Source organism: Sphingobacterium micropteri, from assembly GCF_014692515.1.
GTDB classification, from domain to species: Bacteria; Bacteroidota; Bacteroidia; order Sphingobacteriales; family Sphingobacteriaceae; genus Sphingobacterium; species Sphingobacterium micropteri.
This window is the reverse complement of sequence record NZ_JACOIK010000008.1, coordinates 83,702-102,028: the sequence shown is the minus strand read 5'-3', so window position 1 is coordinate 102,028 and position 18,327 is coordinate 83,702. Positions and strand designations below refer to the sequence as shown.

Annotated in this window: 17 protein-coding genes; 7 read left to right on the top strand and 10 right to left on the bottom strand. The window is 42.0% G+C overall.

All coding sequences use genetic code 11. The features are described from left to right. Window positions 1-79: 79 nt before the first annotated feature. From H8B06_RS12295 to H8B06_RS12260, 8 genes are all read right to left on the bottom strand, one after another. Complete coding sequence (locus H8B06_RS12295) at window positions 80-679, bottom strand: outer membrane beta-barrel protein (RefSeq protein WP_190994570.1); 600 nt, start codon at window positions 677-679, stop codon at window positions 80-82. A 268-nt stretch (window positions 680-947) separates the two neighbouring features. Then, on the bottom strand, window positions 948-1,682 hold the full coding sequence (locus H8B06_RS12290; RefSeq protein ID WP_190994569.1) for a metallophosphoesterase family protein: 735 nt from the start codon (window positions 1,680-1,682) through the stop codon (window positions 948-950). Window positions 1,683-1,686: 4 nt separating this feature from the next. Next, on the bottom strand, window positions 1,687-2,430 hold the full coding sequence (locus H8B06_RS12285) for a nucleotidyltransferase (protein WP_190994568.1): 744 nt from the start codon (window positions 2,428-2,430) through the stop codon (window positions 1,687-1,689). 124 nt (window positions 2,431-2,554) lie between these two features. Further along, a complete protein-coding gene (dnaJ, locus tag H8B06_RS12280; protein ID WP_130140236.1) occupies window positions 2,555-3,703 on the bottom strand; it encodes a molecular chaperone DnaJ in 1,149 nt (382 codons plus the stop codon). A 4-nt stretch (window positions 3,704-3,707) separates the two neighbouring features. After that, on the bottom strand, window positions 3,708-4,250 hold the full coding sequence (locus H8B06_RS12275) for a nucleotide exchange factor GrpE (protein WP_394370023.1): 543 nt from the start codon (window positions 4,248-4,250) through the stop codon (window positions 3,708-3,710). A gap of 141 nt (window positions 4,251-4,391) precedes the next feature. Next, the gene (locus tag H8B06_RS12270) at window positions 4,392-5,078 is read right to left on the bottom strand and encodes a cell division ATP-binding protein FtsE (RefSeq protein WP_130140235.1); all 687 of its coding nucleotides are present in this window, start codon (window positions 5,076-5,078) and stop codon (window positions 4,392-4,394) included. Between the two features lie 6 nt (window positions 5,079-5,084). Next, a complete protein-coding gene (locus tag H8B06_RS12265) occupies window positions 5,085-5,288 on the bottom strand; it encodes a fructose-6-phosphate aldolase (protein ID WP_130141123.1) in 204 nt (67 codons plus the stop codon). A 13-nt stretch (window positions 5,289-5,301) separates the two neighbouring features. Beyond that, complete coding sequence (locus tag H8B06_RS12260) at window positions 5,302-6,315, bottom strand: acyl-CoA reductase (RefSeq protein WP_190994567.1); 1,014 nt, start codon at window positions 6,313-6,315, stop codon at window positions 5,302-5,304. A gap of 135 nt (window positions 6,316-6,450) precedes the next feature. Here H8B06_RS12260 and H8B06_RS12255 point away from each other — a divergent pair, with 135 nt between their 5' ends. From H8B06_RS12255 to H8B06_RS12230, 6 genes are all read left to right on the top strand, one after another. Continuing rightward, window positions 6,451-6,801 carry a 4Fe-4S dicluster domain-containing protein gene (locus H8B06_RS12255; RefSeq protein ID WP_190994566.1) on the top strand — a complete coding sequence of 117 codons (351 nt, stop codon included), beginning with the start codon at window positions 6,451-6,453 and terminating at the stop codon, window positions 6,799-6,801. A 124-nt stretch (window positions 6,802-6,925) separates the two neighbouring features. After that, entirely contained in the window at window positions 6,926-8,371 is a 1,446-nt protein-coding gene (locus tag H8B06_RS12250) for a dicarboxylate/amino acid:cation symporter (RefSeq protein ID WP_190994565.1), read from the top strand. A gap of 115 nt (window positions 8,372-8,486) precedes the next feature. Beyond that, window positions 8,487-9,185 (top strand): porin family protein, encoded by a 699-nt coding sequence (locus H8B06_RS12245; RefSeq protein WP_190994564.1) that lies wholly within the window; start codon window positions 8,487-8,489, stop codon window positions 9,183-9,185. Between the two features lie 64 nt (window positions 9,186-9,249). Continuing rightward, the gene (locus H8B06_RS12240; RefSeq protein ID WP_190994563.1) at window positions 9,250-9,987 is read left to right on the top strand and encodes an ImuA family protein; all 738 of its coding nucleotides are present in this window, start codon (window positions 9,250-9,252) and stop codon (window positions 9,985-9,987) included. Next, entirely contained in the window at window positions 9,897-11,492 is a 1,596-nt protein-coding gene (locus tag H8B06_RS12235) for a Y-family DNA polymerase (protein ID WP_317170900.1), read from the top strand. The genes H8B06_RS12240 and H8B06_RS12235 overlap by 91 nt, the downstream gene beginning before the upstream one ends. Window positions 11,493-11,500: 8 nt before the next feature. Beyond that, a complete protein-coding gene (locus H8B06_RS12230) occupies window positions 11,501-14,641 on the top strand; it encodes an error-prone DNA polymerase (protein WP_190994562.1) in 3,141 nt (1,046 codons plus the stop codon). Window positions 14,642-14,697: 56 nt separating this feature from the next. Here H8B06_RS12230 and H8B06_RS12225 read toward each other — a convergent pair whose 3' ends face one another. Together H8B06_RS12225 and H8B06_RS12220 are read right to left on the bottom strand one after the other, a co-directional pair. Continuing rightward, window positions 14,698-15,471, bottom strand: a complete 774-nt coding sequence (locus tag H8B06_RS12225) for a murein L,D-transpeptidase catalytic domain family protein (protein ID WP_190994561.1) — start codon at window positions 15,469-15,471, stop codon at window positions 14,698-14,700. A gap of 75 nt (window positions 15,472-15,546) precedes the next feature. After that, entirely contained in the window at window positions 15,547-16,581 is a 1,035-nt protein-coding gene (locus tag H8B06_RS12220) for a L,D-transpeptidase (RefSeq protein WP_190994560.1), read from the bottom strand. A gap of 323 nt (window positions 16,582-16,904) precedes the next feature. On the opposite strand from H8B06_RS12220, the gene H8B06_RS12215 reads away from it, so the two are divergent. Next, window positions 16,905-18,242, top strand: coding sequence for a PDZ domain-containing protein (locus H8B06_RS12215; protein ID WP_190994559.1), 1,338 nt, complete (start codon window positions 16,905-16,907; stop codon window positions 18,240-18,242). Window positions 18,243-18,327 lie beyond the last annotated feature (85 nt).

The following is an 18,327-nucleotide window of genomic DNA, read 5'->3' as shown; positions in this document are numbered from 1 at the left end:
TTAAAATATATAACAACAAAAAAGCCGGTTCATATAACCGGCTTTTTCAATGATGTGATTGTAGTATTAATGATTTGTGTTAAAAATAGAACTGAACACCTACTGTAGGAGCTAATGAATTAGCATTCAAACCAAAGGAATTTACAGTTGTTTTAGGTGTATCACCTACAGGGTCATTTGATTGCGAATTAAAATACAAACCTCTTACTTTAAATTCCAGACCAATTTTTGATGTCGGGAAATACGCGATACCAGGTGCTAATTCTACCCCGTAATTTGCGATTTCAGCTGTTTTTTCATCATTTACCTTTTGATTTCCCCAAGACATCGGTACGGAAAGTTGTCCGAAGAATCTTACCGGTCCATTCGCAGAGTACCATCTACCAAAAGGAGCAACAGCAAAAGCGCTATTTGTACGTTCAGTTACGTTTGCTGCTACATCGTACTCATTTTTGTTCCATTGGTACCCTAGACTAAGACCAACGGCAATATTGTCAGATACAAAATAACCAGCAGATGGCATAATATTAAACGAATTAGACTTCACATCAGTGTCTTTAACTTTCTCGATATCAAATCCTAACCCTCCTCCAACAATAAATTTACCTTTTTCAGTTTGTGCTTGTGAAGCAAATGTTAACGCCGCTACAGCTGCTAATGTTAAATAAAATTTTTTCATGTTACTTGAAATTTAATTTGTTCTTTTTGTTTGACTTTTTATCAATTTAATTCAGTTTGTTCAATAGCTATGCCAGCCGGGCATAGCGAATGTCACCAAATTGTTTGTTTGTGCAACCAGTTGGTTTTGATGAAGTTAATTTTAATTAAATATTAAAATAAGGCTAATAAAATGTTTTATATTTTATCTAAATAGCGCTTGGCAGATATTTTGGCAGGAAGTAGGTTAGATTGGCAGTGCAAGAATGGCAGGAATTGTGTTTGAACAACTACACCTCGACAAGCAAATAAGAAGTGTTGGCATGCTCTTTTCTTAATACGGGGAGGGCCACATTATATACAGGTATCTGTGTTGCTGTAGATCCGTATAATTTGCCTGAATGGGCGTGTCCATGAAAAGCTGCAGAAACTTGACGTCGAATAAGAGGCTCGACAAGATGGGTGGATCCTAAAAAAGGAAATAGCTGCTCTGGTTCACCTTCAATCGTTTCTTTAATCGGAGCATAATGTAAAATAGCAACCTTGGGCAACTCAGGATGTTCTTGTTCCAACCGCGTAAGTGCGCGATCTAATTGCAGCGATTCATTGACGACCTCGTGTACATATTGTTTCATCATATCTTCTCCAAATATCGAAAGCATGTATTGGTCAAATCCTCCACCAAATCCTTTTACGCCCGCAAAACCCACGTTCTCGACAACCGTCGATTCGCCATCTAAAATAATCATATTATGTTCCGCGAGAATTTGTTTGATAATTTTTTGCCTTCCCTTTTCATAATCATGGTTTCCTAAAACACCTATTACGGGAATTTTTAAGATATCCAATTGCTCGCCGAGAATCTTTGCTTCGTCCTCATCGCCGGTATCTGTAAGGTCACCACAAATAAGTAAAACATCTGCTTCTTCGGATGCTTGTTCAAAGGTTGATCGCAAACTGCCATGGTCGGTTATTTTGGTATGAATGTCGGCCATGGCGGCAATTTTTGTTTTTTTCTCACGCATGTTATTAAATTGTTGTTATTGTACAAGATTTATAATCCCATTCCTTAATATCTACTTGATATTGAGTCTGATCAATTAACGGACCCCGGCATACCTTTTCTAATGGAGGTGGAAGATCATATTGTTCAGCTGCGCGGGCCATAAGCTCGTCGAAAAGCCATTTGGGGATGATGTCGCGATAATCGGCGGGATATACGAACTGAAAAATCAGAAGCTGCGCTAATAATAAGTGCCAGTGCGGACTCAAGCGTTGTAATAACAATTCCCAATCTACGTTTTTGCCATATTTTAAAAGAATGTGGTTGATATCTGCGCTGTCATTCCGTTCCCGATTCTGTACGTATATTTTACACCAAATCAGCTCTTCTACCGGTATAAATTGTACAGGTACATCCGCAAATGTACCTGCAGATGCTCTTTCATGCCAGGAATCATCTACGGTGCAAATATTACTGACTGTATCAAAAATGATGTCGATGAAATATTCACCATGAAAAACTTTTGCGAGCCAACGGGCATCGGTTAATTGGGTCTCGTAACCTTGCGCGGCGAAATATTTCAATATTTTAGGGTATTCGCTACTCTTACAAAAGATATCTAAATCTTTTGTATCGCGGAATATACCCGTATAGTGGAACATAGCAAAAGCTCCGCCCAACATAAATTGGCATTCGCTGTCGCGCAGTAATTGGAGGGCATCTCGATAGAATGCTTCCGAAGCTTGTTTCTGTTCCTGGGTTGTTATCATATATAATACTTTATAGTTGAACAATCCACATACGTTTTTGTTCCAGTTTGCAACAAACACCTATTATATAAACAGAAAAACCTCGGAATTCCGCCGAGGTTCTACATAAAAAAAGAAAATTTATTTATTCAAAATATTCTTTGATTCGTTCGAAAAATGATTTTTCACTTTTACCTGGCTGAGGTTTAAAGTTTGCCGAAGCTTTCAATTTTTCCAGTACAGAGCGCTCCTCTGGAGAAACCGCTTTAGGCGTCCATACATTAACGTATACCAGTTGATCTCCTTTGTGGTAAGAGTTGACTTCTGGCACCCCTTTACCTTTTAGGCGTAGAATTTTGCCCCCTTGTGTTCCCGGGTCAATCTTGATTTTTGCTTTTCCGTCAATCGTTGGAATTTCGACACTGGTACCCAATGCTGCATCGGCAAAATTGATATACAAATCGTAAATCACGTTAATACCGTCGCGTTTCAATGTCTCGTGCGGTATCTCTTCGATAAGGATGATCAAATCTCCCGGAATACCACCTCTTGGTGCGGCGTTTCCTTTTCCGCTCATAGACAATTGCATACCCTCACTTACACCAGCAGGGATGTTGATCGCGATTGTTTCTTCGCCTCTTTCTAAGCCCTCGCCACGACAAGTGGTACATTTGGATGTAATTTCAACCCCTTCACCATTACAAGTAGGACAGGTGCTTGTTGTTTGCATTTGCCCTAGAATGGTATTCGTTACACGTCGGACGGATCCCGCTCCACCACAGGTTTTACAGGTATGATAGGATGACTTGTCTTTTGCTCCAGTACCGCCACAGGTATGACATTGTACCTGCTTGTTTACTTTAACTTTCTTTTCTACACCTTTGGCAATCTCTTCTAATGTCAGCTTTACTTTAATGCGAAGATTGGTGCCGCGTTGTACACGTCTGCCTCCTCCGCTGCGGCTTCCGCCACCGAAGAAACTCTCGAAGGGATGTCCACCACCGAAGATATCGCCAAACTGACTGAATATATCTTCCATGTTCATGCCCCCGCCACCAAAGCCAGAAGCTGAATTCCCCGCATGACCAAACTGATCATACCGTTGCCGCTTCTCCGGATTGCTTAATATTTCATAGGCTTCCGCAGCTTCTTTGAATTTCTCTTCTGCTTCTTTGTCGTCTGGGTTTTTATCTGGGTGATATTTTATCGCCAATTTGCGATATGCAGACTTAATTTCGGACGCTTCTGCAGATTTTGAAACACCTAATATATCGTAATAATCTCTCTTAGCCATCTTCTTATTGACCTATTACCACCTTTGCGAAACGGATTACTTTATCATTGAGAAAGTAACCTTTTTCCACTACATCTATAACTTTATTTTTTAATTCTTCTGAGGGAGCAGGGATGGCCGTAATGGCTTCTTGATATTCCGCATCAAAAGGTTGGCCGATAAGATTTTCCATCTCTTTTAAACCCTCATTTTCCAGTGTTTTTCTAAACTTCTGGTTTACGAGATCAATACCTTCTTTTACTGCCGCTATATCGTGGGCCGTTTGCATAGCTGTCAGCGCGCGGTCGAAATCGTCTAGAATAGGTAAAAGCTTAGCTAAAACGTCTTTACTGGCCGATTGTATAAGCTCTACACGTTCTTTAGACGTTCTTTTTTTATAATTGTCGAATTCAGCAAACAGACGTGTGTATTTATCGTTCGCAGTCGCTAATTCTTGTTGTAAACGTTCTTCCGTTTTCTCTTCAGATTGGACGGTATTTTCTTCCGAAATGGGGTCAGCAGACGCTAAATTTTCGTCTTGAATATTGTTTTCCTGTTCGTTCATCATATCTATATTATAGCCTACATTAATATCCTTTTGTTGGCACTCAATAATATTGCCAACACACAGAAAACCGACACCCTGTCAGTCTATTCAAAAATAAACTACCAAAATGTCGGTTTCGTGATGTTCTGTCAGTGTTACTATTTATATTGTTGCATTGTCATACAAAGCAGTATCTGCTGTTTTGATAATGCGGGCGGGCATATTCTTAATAATCTGGTAATCGTGCGTGGCCATTAATACAGCTGTACCTGAGGCAGCGATATCTCTTAATAAAAGGACAATCTCTTCCGATGTAGCAGGGTCCAGGTTTCCTGTTGGCTCATCCGCAAGGATAATTTCCGGATTGTTTAGTAATGCACGCGCGATAACTACCCTTTGTTGTTCACCACCAGACAGCTCGTGGGGCATTTTACGCAATTTCGAGCGTAAACCTACTTTTTCCAATACATCCAACATTCGGCTTTCTATTAGTCCTTTGTCTGTCCAGCCCGTCGCTTTCAATGCAAATTCCAGATTCTTTTCTACCGTTCGGTCATTCAATAAGTGGAAATCCTGAAAGACAATACCTAATTTTCTACGCAAGTAAGGAACATCGTTTTCATGAAGTTTTTTAAGGTCGAAACCTGCTACCATTCCCTCACCACTGGTAATATAGAGATCGCCATATATTATTTTCAACAAACTACTTTTCCCCGTTCCCGATTGACCGATCAAATAGATAAACTCTCCTAGGCTAATATCGAGATTGACATGAGAGAGTACCAAATGTTTTTGTTGGTATATATCTACGTTTTTTAATTTAATAACTGTATTGTTCGCTGTTGTCATACTGTTTTATACATCAATTTTTTTTATTTGGCCGAAAGGCATTTCCGCTACAATTTGCATGATATAATCGGTTTTATCACCTAAACCTATCTTTTCCAGCGATTTGTCTGGTCTATCTACTCGAAAATAGGCTAACAAGGTGAACGCTTCGTCCCGTAGTTGGACATAATCGGGAATTTTAGCTACACCTTTCACTTTAATAACATACATCATAACAAAGTTATCATTTTTTTTCTGAAAGAAATCTCAGTACATCTACCCCGTCAGCATAATCTGTTAAAGAGGGGCATTGACTACCTCCTAAAGAAAACGTCGGAATACTTGTTTCTATTGTGGCTTCGGTAACGATACATTGTATTTTGTCAGCTTGTGTTTCCAACTGGGCAACCAGTTGAGGAAGCTGTTCGTATTCTTCATAAAACACCGTAGCTAGCGGAGATGCAAATCTTTTGTCTTCTTTGAGCAATAGAAAGCCATTATCCAGGTGCTTGTCGCCATTAATTAAATAGATGGATTTATTATAATCATAATTGTTGACATATTTATAATGCGCTTTAATAGGGCTAAAGTATTCAATCGCTTCAAAAAATAAGTTAAAATTATAACCGCGGGGGATATATAATTTTGAAACGGAACGACACCCAAGTCCAAAATAATCGAAAATATCAGACCCTAATGCTTTTAATTGCTCGGGTGATTCCGTGCCCGTCAGAATAGCTAGGGAATTTCGATTTTTACGGATAATATGGGGCTTTTTCCCAAAATAATAATTGAAATAACGGGAGCTATTGTCGCTTCCAGTCGCTATGATCAAATCATATTGTTGCAACCGATCTACAATTTGGATTTTCTCGGCAAATGCAGGTTCTATTTCGATAAGCTCATGGAGCACAAAGGCTGTTAGTCCGGCATCGTCAGAAGATAATTTAATCTGGGCACGGAAACCTGCTATAAGTACGCACAAGATATCGTGGAAACCAACTAAAGGGATGTTACCGGCTAATATAAGCCCGACGGTTTGGTCGGTTTGTACAATCGGGTAGGGAGCTATCCATGGTGTAAGTTTTTCTGGTGTTAAATTGGAAGACAACGCCTGAAGCTGCTTTTTTGTGTTCTCCAAGGTATACCACGGGTTTTTGATAGACGCTTGCTGCAAAGCGCTGTCTATCTTTTCTTGGTCGGTGCGGAGGACCTTACCCAATGCTACAAAGGCATCTATTCGTTGTTTCTGTGTCAAAATCTTTTAATTTAGAATCGTTCTGATTTTTTTTTAAAGTATCTTTGCGTGTCTTTAAAAATAACTACTAACTTTGTAGTATTATTTTTAGGACGAGACAAAATTAGTTTATTTATTATAATTGTGAGGTGATAAATGGCAATTAAAATTACAGACGAGTGTATAAATTGCGGAGCATGCGAACCAGAATGCCCGAACAACGCTATATATGATGCAGGTGTAACTTGGAAATTTGCAGATGGAACTGCTTTAGACGGTGTGATTGATTTTGGAGATGGTGTGACATTGGATGCGAATGAATCCCAGGAAGCTATTTCAAATGAAGTATATTATATCGTTTCTGATAAATGTACAGAATGTAAAGGATTCCATGATGAACCACAGTGTGCGGCGGTTTGTCCGGTAGATTGTTGTGTGGAAGATGAAGAGATTGTAGAGACAGAAGAAGAACTTCTGGCTAAGAAAGCATGGCTGCACGCTGAGTAAGCAAAAGAGAATTGCTTATTGCTAAAAATATAAAAAGCATTACCCTGCAAGGTGATGCTTTTTGTTTGGTATACAGCGCAATTTTTATATTTTTGTTTCTTTCGAAGATAAAATACAAAACTAAATGTTGAAAAAACAAGTTGCTGTTATCACCCTCTTTACTGTTTCGGTTGCCCTTCTTCTTACTTTAATATATGAATTTAACTGGTTTGCTATCCATCCGGATTTCATGATGTGGGTGCGTTGGATAGTAGCTTCTGTTTTAACACTAAATGCGATTGTCCGTAAGAACTTAACGACTTGGATATTAACTTGCTTGGTTCTGGGCGTTTTTATAGGGCTGGATTTTCCGAATTTTGCCCGTGCTTTACAACCCTTATCACAAGCTTTTATTAAGTTAGTAAAAACCATTGTCGGTCCCATCCTGTTTGCTACATTGGTTTTTGGTATTGCAGGGCATTCCGATTTGAAATCAGTAGGACGAATGGCATGGAAATCTATGCTATACTTTGTCTCGGCAACTACCTGCGCGATATTTATTGGGTTGATTGTCATTAATATAACCCAAGCAGGGGTGGGGGTTGATGTGGAAAATATGCCACATGAAGAACTTCCGAAAACTGCAACGACGAGTGTTGCCGATAGTGCGGCTATGGCGCATATATCGAACAATGTCCACGGCGTATATAAGTTTAACGCATTTATACGGGATACCTTTCCCGAAAATATTGTTAAAGCTGTATACGAAAACCAAGTACTCCAAATTGTGGTGTTTGGCGTAATATTCGGTATTGGATTGGCATTAGTAGAAGAAAAGAAGCGGAAACCATTGGTCAATTTTACAGAAAGCCTCTCCGAAGCGATGTTTAAGTTTACGAATATCGTGATGCTCTTTGCGCCAATTGGTGTAGGGGCTGCCATGGCGTATACCGTCGGGCATCTCGGTGTGGATATCCTTAAAAATCTCTTTATGCTGCTCGGTAGCCTATATCTGGCTTTATTGCTTTTTTTGGGCGGTATCCTACTTCCTATTGCTTTATTCTTAAAAATTCCGGTAAAACGTTTTATGAATGCGGTCAAAGAACCGGTTTCGATTGCATTTGCTACTACGAGCTCAGATGCTGCTTTGCCGAAAGCCATGAACGCCATGGAGAAATTTGGTGTTCCTCGCAAGATTGTTTCCTTTGTTATCCCAACAGGATATAGCTTTAATCTGGATGGTACATCTCTTTATCTTTCTTTAGCTTCTATTTTCGTCGCACAGGCGGCTGGTATACCCTTAACCATTGGGCAACAATTATTAATTGCCTTTACCTTGATGATTACCTCAAAAGGTGTGGCCGCTGTACCGCGGGCTTCTTTAATCGTATTGATTGCTACGGCTGACCAATTTGGACTACCGACTTTTGTTATTGCAGCAATTTTAGGAATAGACGAACTAATGGATATGGCACGTACTTCTGTCAATGTGATCGGGAATTGTTTAGCGACCGTTGTAGTTGCGAAATGGGAGGGAGAGTTTGATGAAGAGGCTCCGTTTCGAGAAGATACCGTCGACGACAGTCTTTAAGGTTTTGTGAGTTTGCCGTACCTGCCAGTTTATTTCCCCAAGAAAGATCTTGCATCTTATGTTGCGTTTGACCATCTAACTTCGTTATAACAGCAAACCTTTAATTCTATTTTATATGAATCTAAAAAAGCTATTGGCAATATTTGCTTTTATTACTGTTGTCAATTATTCATGTATTGCACAGATCAAGTGGAATGCAAACGCCGGACTCACATATTCCAACATCGTTGCCAAAGATGGTGATGGTAACACGGCTAATACCTCTAGCGTGCCGGGAATTTATCTGGGGCTAGGAATAGACCTTCCGTTTTCGCAGCTATTCGCAGTCCGACCAGCCATCGTATACGCAAAAAGAGGATTTAAACAACCGGGATCGTCACACATCGGGTGGGGAACGGATTTCGAGGCAAAGACGTCTTACATAGAATTACCAGTAGACTTTTTGTACAGTCCTACAATCGGACCAGGTAACTTGCTACTGGCGGTCGGGCCGTATGTAGGGTATGGGACAGGCGGTCGATGGACTACGAGCCAGACGGTAGTAGTTGGCGATATTGCATTTGATGGTCAGGGCGATATTGCGTTTCAAAATGATGCAATAATTAGCGGGAAGGGCACCAACAGCTACACTTACGCTAAACCCTGGGACTACGGTTTACATTTCAGAATAGGCTACGCACTTTTTGGCCAATATTCAGTTTCTCTCGATGTACAGCGAGGCATAGCTGATCTACAACCAAGATGGGGGGATTTTAAACCAGAAAGTACAGTCCGTAACAAATCTTTAGGCATAACAGCCGCATATAGTTTTTAACTCCCTTAATTCTTTTTTACTAAAAATATTAGTATTATATTTGTCATGTAGAAAGGAGGCAACGATGAGAACATCTATCGAAAAATCGATGTTGATAGCCGATCTGCAGCATCAAATATTGCAATGGCAGGGCTTTAAACAAGTTGAAAGAAAAGAAACCGGTTTAGGTTTGGGGGCGTTGGAGCAAGCCTTTCCGGGGAATGTTTTCCCGATGGGAACCCTACACGAATTTATCAGTGACAACAAAGAAGAGGAAGCTGCTTCGAGCGGTTTTCTGGGTGGTTTATTGTCCTTTCTGATGCAGAAAGACGGCGTAGCGTTATGGATCAGTAGTTCGGATCAACTCTTTGCGCCCGCTATGACCTACTTTGGTCTAGAACCAGACCGTATCATTTTTATACAGATGCAGCGGCAAGTCGACATCCTATGGGCATTGGAAGAAGGCTTGAAGTGTATGGCCGTAAAAGTTGTTGTTGCCGAATTACAAGAAATCAATTTTGCGCAATCTAGGAGGTTACAGCTGGTGGTAGAGAAGAGCCGGGTTACCGGTCTGCTGCTGCGTTTGCAGCCCCGGATGCTGGGCGCAACAACCTGCGCCGTCCGATGGCATATTCGCCCCCAGGTGAGCCATGTAGAAGGCGATATGCCCGGTGTGGGTTTCCCCGCTTGGAAGGTCGAGCTCCTGAAAGTCAAGAATGGGCAATCCAGCCGTTGGCAGCTAGCTTGGACGCCGGCAGGTTTGCAGGTGGAGCAACTGAAGGCGGAAAGAACAGCTTCCCCCAGCAAGAGAAAGGTAGGCTAGCGATGGGAAAGCGGTATGCTGTACTGTGGTTACCTTTCCTATTGACAGATTGGTACACGAGGCGTCACCCGGATTGCGCCGATGAACCCTTTGTATTTACTGTCCCTGTGCGGGGGAGAATGTCTGTGTCTGCCGTCAACCCACGTGCAGCGCAATTGGGAATTGTACCCGAGATGCTGTTGGCGGACGCCCGTGCAGCTGTTCCTCATTTAAAAGTATTGCCGGATAAACCGGCACGCAAAGCGAAACTGTTACAGGCTATCGGGCTGTGGTGTATACGTTATACCCCGATAGTTGCTGTGGATGCGACAGGCTTCCTGATTTTAGATATATCGGGCTGTGCTCATCTTTGGGGGGGAGAAGCAGCGTATCTTCAGGAAATTGACCGTCAGCTCCGTCAGCGGGGCTACGAACTCCGTTCGGCTATAGCCTCGACCATAGGGGCTGCCTGGGCAATAGCCCGTTATGGTCCCTCTGGAACCATTGTGCCGGAAGGTGGACAGGAAAAGGCCGTATCTTTGTTGCCTGTTGCTTGCTTGCGTTTAGAATCCAGCCTGATCGAAAAGTTATTGAAGCTTGGACTCCGCACAGTGGGTAATGTGACGGGCATGCCCGATCGGGTATTGAAAAGACGCTTTGGAAACGAATTCGTGCAGCGTTTGGCACAGACGGTGGGGAAAGAAGAGGAGTTTATGAGTTGCTTGAAACCGGTTCTTCCGTATACGGAACGACTTCCTTGCCTAGAACCTATTAAAACGGCAAAAGGGATTGAAATAGCGATCGAAAAGCTCCTGGAGACGCTTTGCCAGCGTTTGGCAGGGGAGCAGAAGGGACTACGAAAGGCCAAATTGACCTATTACCGTATCGATGGAAAAACAGGTGCTGTTGAAATCGGAACCAGCCGGGCTTCGGCACATGTACAGCACCTTTTGGTCTTGTTCAGACAGCAGATCGGCAATATAACACCTGGCTGGGGGATTGAGGTCTTTGTATTAGAAGCCCTTAAAGTAGAGGAGGCGATACCCGCACAGGAACTGCTATGGAGTGGAGCGGGAAGCCTAGAGAATACTGCATTGGCCGAATTGCTAGATCGGTTTAAAGGAAGGGATGCCCATTGCCATATACGACGTTTTTTACCGGATGAACACTATTGGCCGGAACGGTCTATAAAGCTAGCGACTTCCTTAACAGAGAAACGAACCACAGCCTGGCGTACAGATCGCCCTCGTCCAACACGTTTATTGAATCCGCCGCATCCTATTGAGGTGACGGCACCTATTCCGGATTACCCGCCGATGTTATTCCGTTACAAAGGAGAAGTGCATCTTATCAAAAAGGCAGATGGCCCCGAGCGTATAGAACGTGCATGGTGGATTGAGCAGGGGGAGCACCGGGATTATTACTATGTAGAGGATGATCAGGGAAGAAGATATTGGTTATTTCGCTTGGGACATTATCAAGGGGATCGCTCCGCCAATTGGTATTTACATGGATTTTTTGCGTAGGAGGAGAAATGGGATATATCGAGCTACAGGTAACCAGTAATTTTAGTTTTCTTCGGGGTGCTTCACATCCAGAAGAGCTCGTGGAACAAGCTGCATCTTTAGGCTATGAAGCTATAGGCATTGCAGACAGAAACAGCTTGGCAGGCGTCGTGCGTGCGCATGTAGCCGCACGGAAACATCGGATGCGTTTTATTCTAGGCTGCCGCTTGGATTTATTGGATGGCTCCAGCTTATTGGCGTATCCGAAAAACAAGAAAGGTTACCGTCAATTGTGCAGTTTGCTCAGTACTGGAAATTTGCGGGCACAGAAGGGGAAATGTCATCTTTACAAAAAAGATGTATATGCTTATAAACAAGACATCCTATTTGTGGTTGTGCCGCCGGCCACACTTTCGGCAGGTTTTGAGTTGGATGTCCTTTTTATAGAAAATACTACGGAATATGCCGCACATTTGGGTGGACAAGTTTATTTAGGATTATCCCGCATCTACCAAGGGGATGATACTAAACGGTTGTTTCGTCTTTATGATTTAGCGGAACGACTTCATATCCCTGTGGTTGCATTAGGTGATGTACATTACCACATCCCAGAGCGTCGTGTTTTACAGGATATCCTGACTTGTGTTCGGGAGAAATGTACGATTTATACGGCAGGATTTCGTTTGCATCCAAATGCTGAACGCTATCTGAAACCACAGGAAGAGATGGAGCGCTTGTTTGCTTCCTATCCGGAGGCATTGGAACATACGATCCAAATAGCCGATGCTTGTCGTTTTTCGTTAGATGAACTGGAATATGTGTATCCCGAAGAGCTTACCCAAGAGGGGCGTTCGCCACAGGAAGAATTAGAAATGTGGGTATGGCAGGGTGCAAAAAAGCGATTTAATGAGGAAGAGTTAAAGAAGCATACCCCCACCATACAGATGGAACTTGACTTCATTCGGCGAAAGAACTACGCATCCTACTTCTTGACCGTATATGATTATGTACGTTTTGCCCGTGCACGCGGTATTTTGTGTCAGGGACGGGGTTCGGCGGCAAATTCTATTGTGTGTTACTGTCTGGAAATCACATCAGTTAATCCTACCGATATAAAGCTGTTGTTTGCCCGATTTATGTCGGACGCACGGGATGAACCACCTGATATTGATGTCGATTTTGAGCATGAACGTCGCGAGGAAGTTATTCAATATATCTACGAAAAATACGGCCGGGATAGAGCGGCTATTGTTGCAACTGTGACGCAGGAAAGAGTGAAAGGGGCTTTGCGGGATGTAGGAAAAGCCATGGGCTTGTCTATGGATGCACTTAATCGGTTATCCCAAACGATTGGCTCACATTGGGATAGCACGTTGGAACCGGATCGGTTTAAAGAGCATGGTTTTCATGTCGAAGATCCGCACTTCCGCAAAATATTGGAATTGGCGGAGCAACTGATTGGATTTCCACGTCAGCTGGGCCAACATACCGGTGGTTTTGTGATTACACAAGGCAAAATTCATGAGCTATGTCCTATTATTCCGGCTCGTATGGCGGATCGCACCAATCTGGAATGGAATAAAGATGATTTGGAAGCATTAGGGTTTCTAAAAGTGGATGTGCTCGGATTGGGCATGCTGACCTGTATCCGTAAAGGATTCGACCTGATTAAAAAACATTATGGTCGGGAACTCGAACTAACGAGCATGGGAACGAAGGATAAGAAAGTATATGATATGATCAGTTTAGCGGATACGCTGGGAGTGTTCCAAATCGAAAGCCGGGCACAGATGTCCATGCTTCCTCGTTTGAAACCGGAAAAATTTTATGATCTGGTCATTGAGGTGGCCATTGTCCGTCCGGGGCCTATCCAAGGCGATATGGTGCATCCTTATCTGCGAAGACGAAAAAAGGAAGAACCAATAGATTATCCTTCGAAAGAGATTGAAAGTATTTTAGAGCGAACATTAGGTGTTCCGTTGTTTCAAGAACAAGCGATGGAGATAGCCATTGTAGCGGCAGGCTTTACACCGGCTGAAGCCGATGCCCTGCGACGTAGTATGGCGACCTTTAAATCGAAAGGAGAAGTTAGCCATTTCCGTGATAAAATGGTGAATGGCATGGTTGCAAAAGGTTATGACGAGGAATTCGCCCATCGCGTATTCCGGCAATTGGAGGGCTTCGGTAGTTATGGTTTCCCCGAAAGCCATGCGGCTTCTTTTGCTTTATTAGTGTACGTGTCCAGTTGGATAAAATGCCACTATCCCGATGTGTTTGCTGCCGCTTTGTTAAATAGCCAACCTATGGGATTTTATCAACCGGCTCAGCTAATTATCGATGCACGTCGGCATGGCGTTGAGGTATTACCCGTGGATATCAATTATTCGGTGTGGGACAATACTTTGGAAGGAGAATTTGAGGCGAAACCACATAAACTACGGTTAGGTTTCCGGCAAGTTAAAGGATTGAAAGAAGAAAATATCGAGAAATTAATGCGGTGCCGTCATAAGCATTATACGCGTGTAGATGAACTGGCGGACATGTTGTCTGTTTTTACGTTGGAAAGATTGGCGGATGCCGATGCTTTTCGGTCTATCGGCTTGGATCGACGGCAGGCGTTATGGGAGGTTGCCGCGATACAAGATAGGCAAGTTGCCCTATTTAAAGGCCAGGATACAGCAAGCCCGCAAGAAAAGCAGATTCGTTTGCCATTTATGAGCGAAAGTGAGCATGTGGTGCAGGATTATGCGACGACCGGACTTTCTATTAAGGCGCATCCGGTATCCTTTTTAAGAAAGAAGCTGGATTTGTTAAACGTACTACCCACCGCTAAATTATCGTTTATGGAAAACGGAATGCTGGTTAAAGTATGTGGACTTATTACCGTACGACAACGACCGGGTACGGCCAAAGGTGTACTGTTCGTAACTATTGAAGACGAAACAGGTTTTGCCAATTTGGTGCTGTGGGGCAAGGTATTTGAAAAGTATCGTCGGGAGATATTGCAAGCTAAGCTATTGATGGTAACGGGTCATATACAGGTAGAAGAACGGGTTATTCATGTTGTCGTACAACAGTGTTTCAACCTAAACAGTTGGTTGTTGGAATTGGAGAATAACTCGGATGCTTCAACAGATACCATCTTTTATAAAGGACGAAATTTTAAGTAATCCCAATCCCCTGATTAAATAGCCGTGTAGCCACCATCTACATTAAAATAGCTGCTTTAATTCAACGTTCCTAGGCTATCGATACCCACATCGTTTTGGGCAAGAAGACCTCGTTCATCTACAGCATGTACAATTTTTGTACTGGCCATATATTCCGGGTTATCCGCATAGATATAGAGCAACGTACCCTCTTTTATCGTATTGATAATGGGTTTATTGACATTTCGAGGTAAAGCCGGACAACCATAGCTTCGTCCTAAGCGGCCGGTAGATTTTATAAACGATTCACTGCAATAATCAGCGCCGTGAATAACGACAGCTCTGGGTTTAGCTTGATCGTTGATCCCTTTTTCAAGCCCGTTAAGGACTAAGGAATAGCCGTTCCCTCCTTGATAGGTGCTTTCCGTTTCATAAAAACCGAGTGAACTCTGATAAGAACCATGACGGTTTGAAAAAGAACGCGCATATTTATCGCCGGAATTCCGCCCGTGGGATACAATTGTATGATATAGTACCTTTTCGTTTTTCATATCCAACACCACCATTCTTTTTTCTGTTGAGGGCAACGTAAAATCAATGACGGTGAGTATATGATCTCGTCTCGGTTGCAAAGTCCGATATCCTTGCATTGCCTGTTCAAAGGCTTCATATTGTAATACAAACTCCAAATTCATCTTGCGGTAAAGGAGTTTGGTTTGGTCAATTTTTGGAATAGGTTCTTTTTCTACTACAGTTTCAACTGCTTTTTCTTTCGGGAGATGTTCTGTTAGCCTAGTCGGTATATAACTCACTAAAAACGACGTCAACAGCACCAATATTAAACTACGCATAGGCAAAAAAATTATTTAATCCAGATGCAAAGGTAGTATTAATTTGATTTTCAAAATGTTAAATTAATGTAAATATCACTCAATAACGATAACCAAGGCGTTAAACGTCTTCGCCCAATCATATACAAATTTGGCATGAGAAGAAGCATTTCGTACACACATATGCGATCGTGGTGTAGTTCCCAACGACCAGCTGTGTTCTATGATAGAGGCATTCACACTTTGTGTTGGGATGCCGTGTATATACGCACCATTGGTAAAACGGCTTGCATATGGGGCATAACCGTGAATGGTATTGGTGCCGTCTTTCAGATAAAACATTTTGTTTTTCTTTTCCTGCACTACAAATATTCCTAACGGTGTTTCATGCGCATAGGGAGGTTTGTGAACGCCGGATGTTGCCGGGTTCATGCTTCGGATTACCCATTCGCAATCACCGGTACGTTCTGCGGTGAGGATATTCTGATTGGTTACATCCACAAAAGCTATATGATGGAATGTAACAGAGTCACCGATAGCTTTTACATACCGTTTTGGGGTTTCCCAGGTTCCCTCGAATGATACTCCTTCCAGCTGCACCATATCCAACGTATCGCTGGTCAACAATTTTGCCAGTGCACCATCTCGACCATAAATAATGGGAGCTTCTGTCTCGCCAACAGCATATAGAGGAGCTGCCTGATAGCGTTCTGTACCTAGGGAATCAGAAATGAGTTTGTATTCATTACGGTGATAATTCTTTACCAAGGGCGCTTCCCGGTTTTTATTTTTCCGGTTCTGTAAAATCGCATAAGAAGCGGGAGTACGCTGAAAATTTTCTACATACGCCAGCTTTTCTTTGATTTTGTCCAGTTGAAATCGTCGCGTTGTATCCTGATAGGGATAGGTTTCTTCCAATGTATGCTTATCATACGACAACTCTTTGGAGAGTTTGATATCATCCGCTGTTCTCGGCCTTTTTCGCGCCTCTTCTTCGGCTTTTCGAATTGTCTCTAACGAGTCTGCTTTTCGTTGCTCCGCGGGATCGATTGTTTCTGTTTGCGGATTGCGGTTACACGACCATATGGCTGCCGCAAAGATTAAAAATGATAACCTAAAATATATTCTCATATAAAGAGTTAACAGTTTGCTGATAGTGATTGTTCCAAACCTAAATAAATTCATTTTTATATGCAATTTAATTGTACATAAATATAAAATGAGTTTATTTCGCTCTCCTCTGCCATCAAGGGCTATTTTATAGAGGAAATATATGTAACCTGCGTGAATTTTTATTTAGAAAAAGATATAAATAATTCATGCAAGCTTCATTTCCATTAGGAAAAAATAAATTATGCTAATGGAAAATGTTACTTTTCTTTCTGAATTACATGCACAAATTATACCAACAATCTTTTATCTTCGTATATAGGGAGTGGAGGTAAGTAGAAAAAATGAAATGGTTTATCTGTATAGTAACGATATGTATTTCTTGTGTAGCCAAATCGCAAGGTGTATTCCAGTTACCTGATGATAAACCGGCTTCTTTTAAATTTGAATTAATTAACAATGTGGTATTGGTGCCATTGACCATAAATGGAATGCCATTTTCCTTTTTGCTGGATACCGGTGTAAAAGAAACCATCTTATTTGCCAATGCAGAAGACTCGATTTACCTAAAAAACCAAAACAAGATGATGTTTCGTGGTATCGGTATTGAAGATGGAGTGGAAGGAATCCTTTCTACCGAAAATGTAATTGAGGTAGGAGGTGTCGCCGTAGATTCCCTTCATTGGCTTTATGTGATACAAGGTGCGGAATTGGATATCTCAAGTGATGTCGGTGTAGCTATCAACGGTATACTGGGATCTAAATTTTTCGATAGCTTCGCGGTAAAGGTCGATTATCAAAAGCAACGTTTGACGTTATTCCCACACGATTATGATTATAAAAAATCTATTCGGAAATATAATTACGTTCCCCTAACGATAGAAAACGAAAGACCATATATAACGGCTAATATGTTGGTCGATACCGTGTGGACTGGCGGAAAGATGCTGCTGGATATGGGCAATACGGCTCCTTTGATGTTATTTGCTTTTTTACTGCCACAATTCCATCTCAAAGAACCCTACGTGGAAGAATATATCGGTCGGGGATTTAATGGTGCCGTTTATGGAAAGCGGAACCGGATCAGAAAAGTCACATTAGCAGATTTTACGTTAGATTATCCCATCGTCGCTTATCCGGATTCGAATGCGCTATTTATGAGTAAATTAGCGAAAAATAGAATAGGATCGGTTGGAAATCAAATATTACAACGGTTTCATTTGTTGATCGATTATCGAAAAAAGGCATTATATCTTCGTAAAAATCGAAAATTTGCCAAACCCTTTCTCGTAAATATGGCTGGAATCGAAGTTCGGCACGACGGCATGATCTGGCGGCGAGAATTGGTAAAAACAGGCTTACCCAAAAAGCAAGAACATCAAATGAAACCCAATCAAGGAATAACGATTAATCTGGCAAATGATGTCTTCCAATATACTTTTGTCTTACAACCTAGCTATCGTATCGCTGGGGTTCGAAAAAACTCGCCGGCAGCTGCAGCCGGTATTCAAGCCGGTGATATGTTACTTAAGGTAAATGGAAAACCAGTAGGCCGATTAACCTTACCGAAAATTATGTCGGCATTGCAGTCTCGTCCGGGAGAGACCCTCCGGCTCACTTTACAGCGTGGCGATGAACAATATGATACACGATTTCTGCTTGTCGACCCTATTCCTTTTTGATTTCGCTTACCGAGAAAAGTAGCTTGAGGAAAGGCAACTTTATGTTTTTTTTGCAGAATTATTGGCATTCCATTTTGAAATCCCT

Bases quoted from the DNA above. Each gene is read 5' to 3' on its own strand.
- H8B06_RS12295 (WP_190994570.1), bottom strand. From the start codon at position 679: ATGAAAAAATTTTATTTAACATTAGCAGCTGTAGCGGCGTTAACATTT.
- H8B06_RS12290 (WP_190994569.1), bottom strand. From the start codon at position 1,682: ATGCGTGAGAAAAAAACAAAAATTGCCGCCATGGCCGACATTCATACC.
- H8B06_RS12285 (WP_190994568.1), bottom strand. From the start codon at position 2,430: ATGATAACAACCCAGGAACAGAAACAAGCTTCGGAAGCATTCTATCGA.
- dnaJ (WP_130140236.1), bottom strand. From the start codon at position 3,703: ATGGCTAAGAGAGATTATTACGATATATTAGGTGTTTCAAAATCTGCA.
- H8B06_RS12275 (WP_394370023.1), bottom strand. From the start codon at position 4,250: ATGATGAACGAACAGGAAAACAATATTCAAGACGAAAATTTAGCGTCT.
- H8B06_RS12270 (WP_130140235.1), bottom strand. From the start codon at position 5,078: ATGACAACAGCGAACAATACAGTTATTAAATTAAAAAACGTAGATATA.
- H8B06_RS12265 (WP_130141123.1), bottom strand. From the start codon at position 5,288: ATGTATGTTATTAAAGTGAAAGGTGTAGCTAAAATTCCCGATTATGTC.
- H8B06_RS12255 (WP_190994566.1), top strand. From the start codon at position 6,451: ATGGCAATTAAAATTACAGACGAGTGTATAAATTGCGGAGCATGCGAA.
- H8B06_RS12250 (WP_190994565.1), top strand. From the start codon at position 6,926: ATGTTGAAAAAACAAGTTGCTGTTATCACCCTCTTTACTGTTTCGGTT.
- H8B06_RS12245 (WP_190994564.1), top strand. From the start codon at position 8,487: ATGAATCTAAAAAAGCTATTGGCAATATTTGCTTTTATTACTGTTGTC.
- H8B06_RS12240 (WP_190994563.1), top strand. From the start codon at position 9,250: ATGAGAACATCTATCGAAAAATCGATGTTGATAGCCGATCTGCAGCAT.
- H8B06_RS12230 (WP_190994562.1), top strand. From the start codon at position 11,501: ATGGGATATATCGAGCTACAGGTAACCAGTAATTTTAGTTTTCTTCGG.
- H8B06_RS12225 (WP_190994561.1), bottom strand. From the start codon at position 15,471: ATGCGTAGTTTAATATTGGTGCTGTTGACGTCGTTTTTAGTGAGTTAT.
- H8B06_RS12220 (WP_190994560.1), bottom strand. From the start codon at position 16,581: ATGAGAATATATTTTAGGTTATCATTTTTAATCTTTGCGGCAGCCATA.
- H8B06_RS12215 (WP_190994559.1), top strand. From the start codon at position 16,905: ATGAAATGGTTTATCTGTATAGTAACGATATGTATTTCTTGTGTAGCC.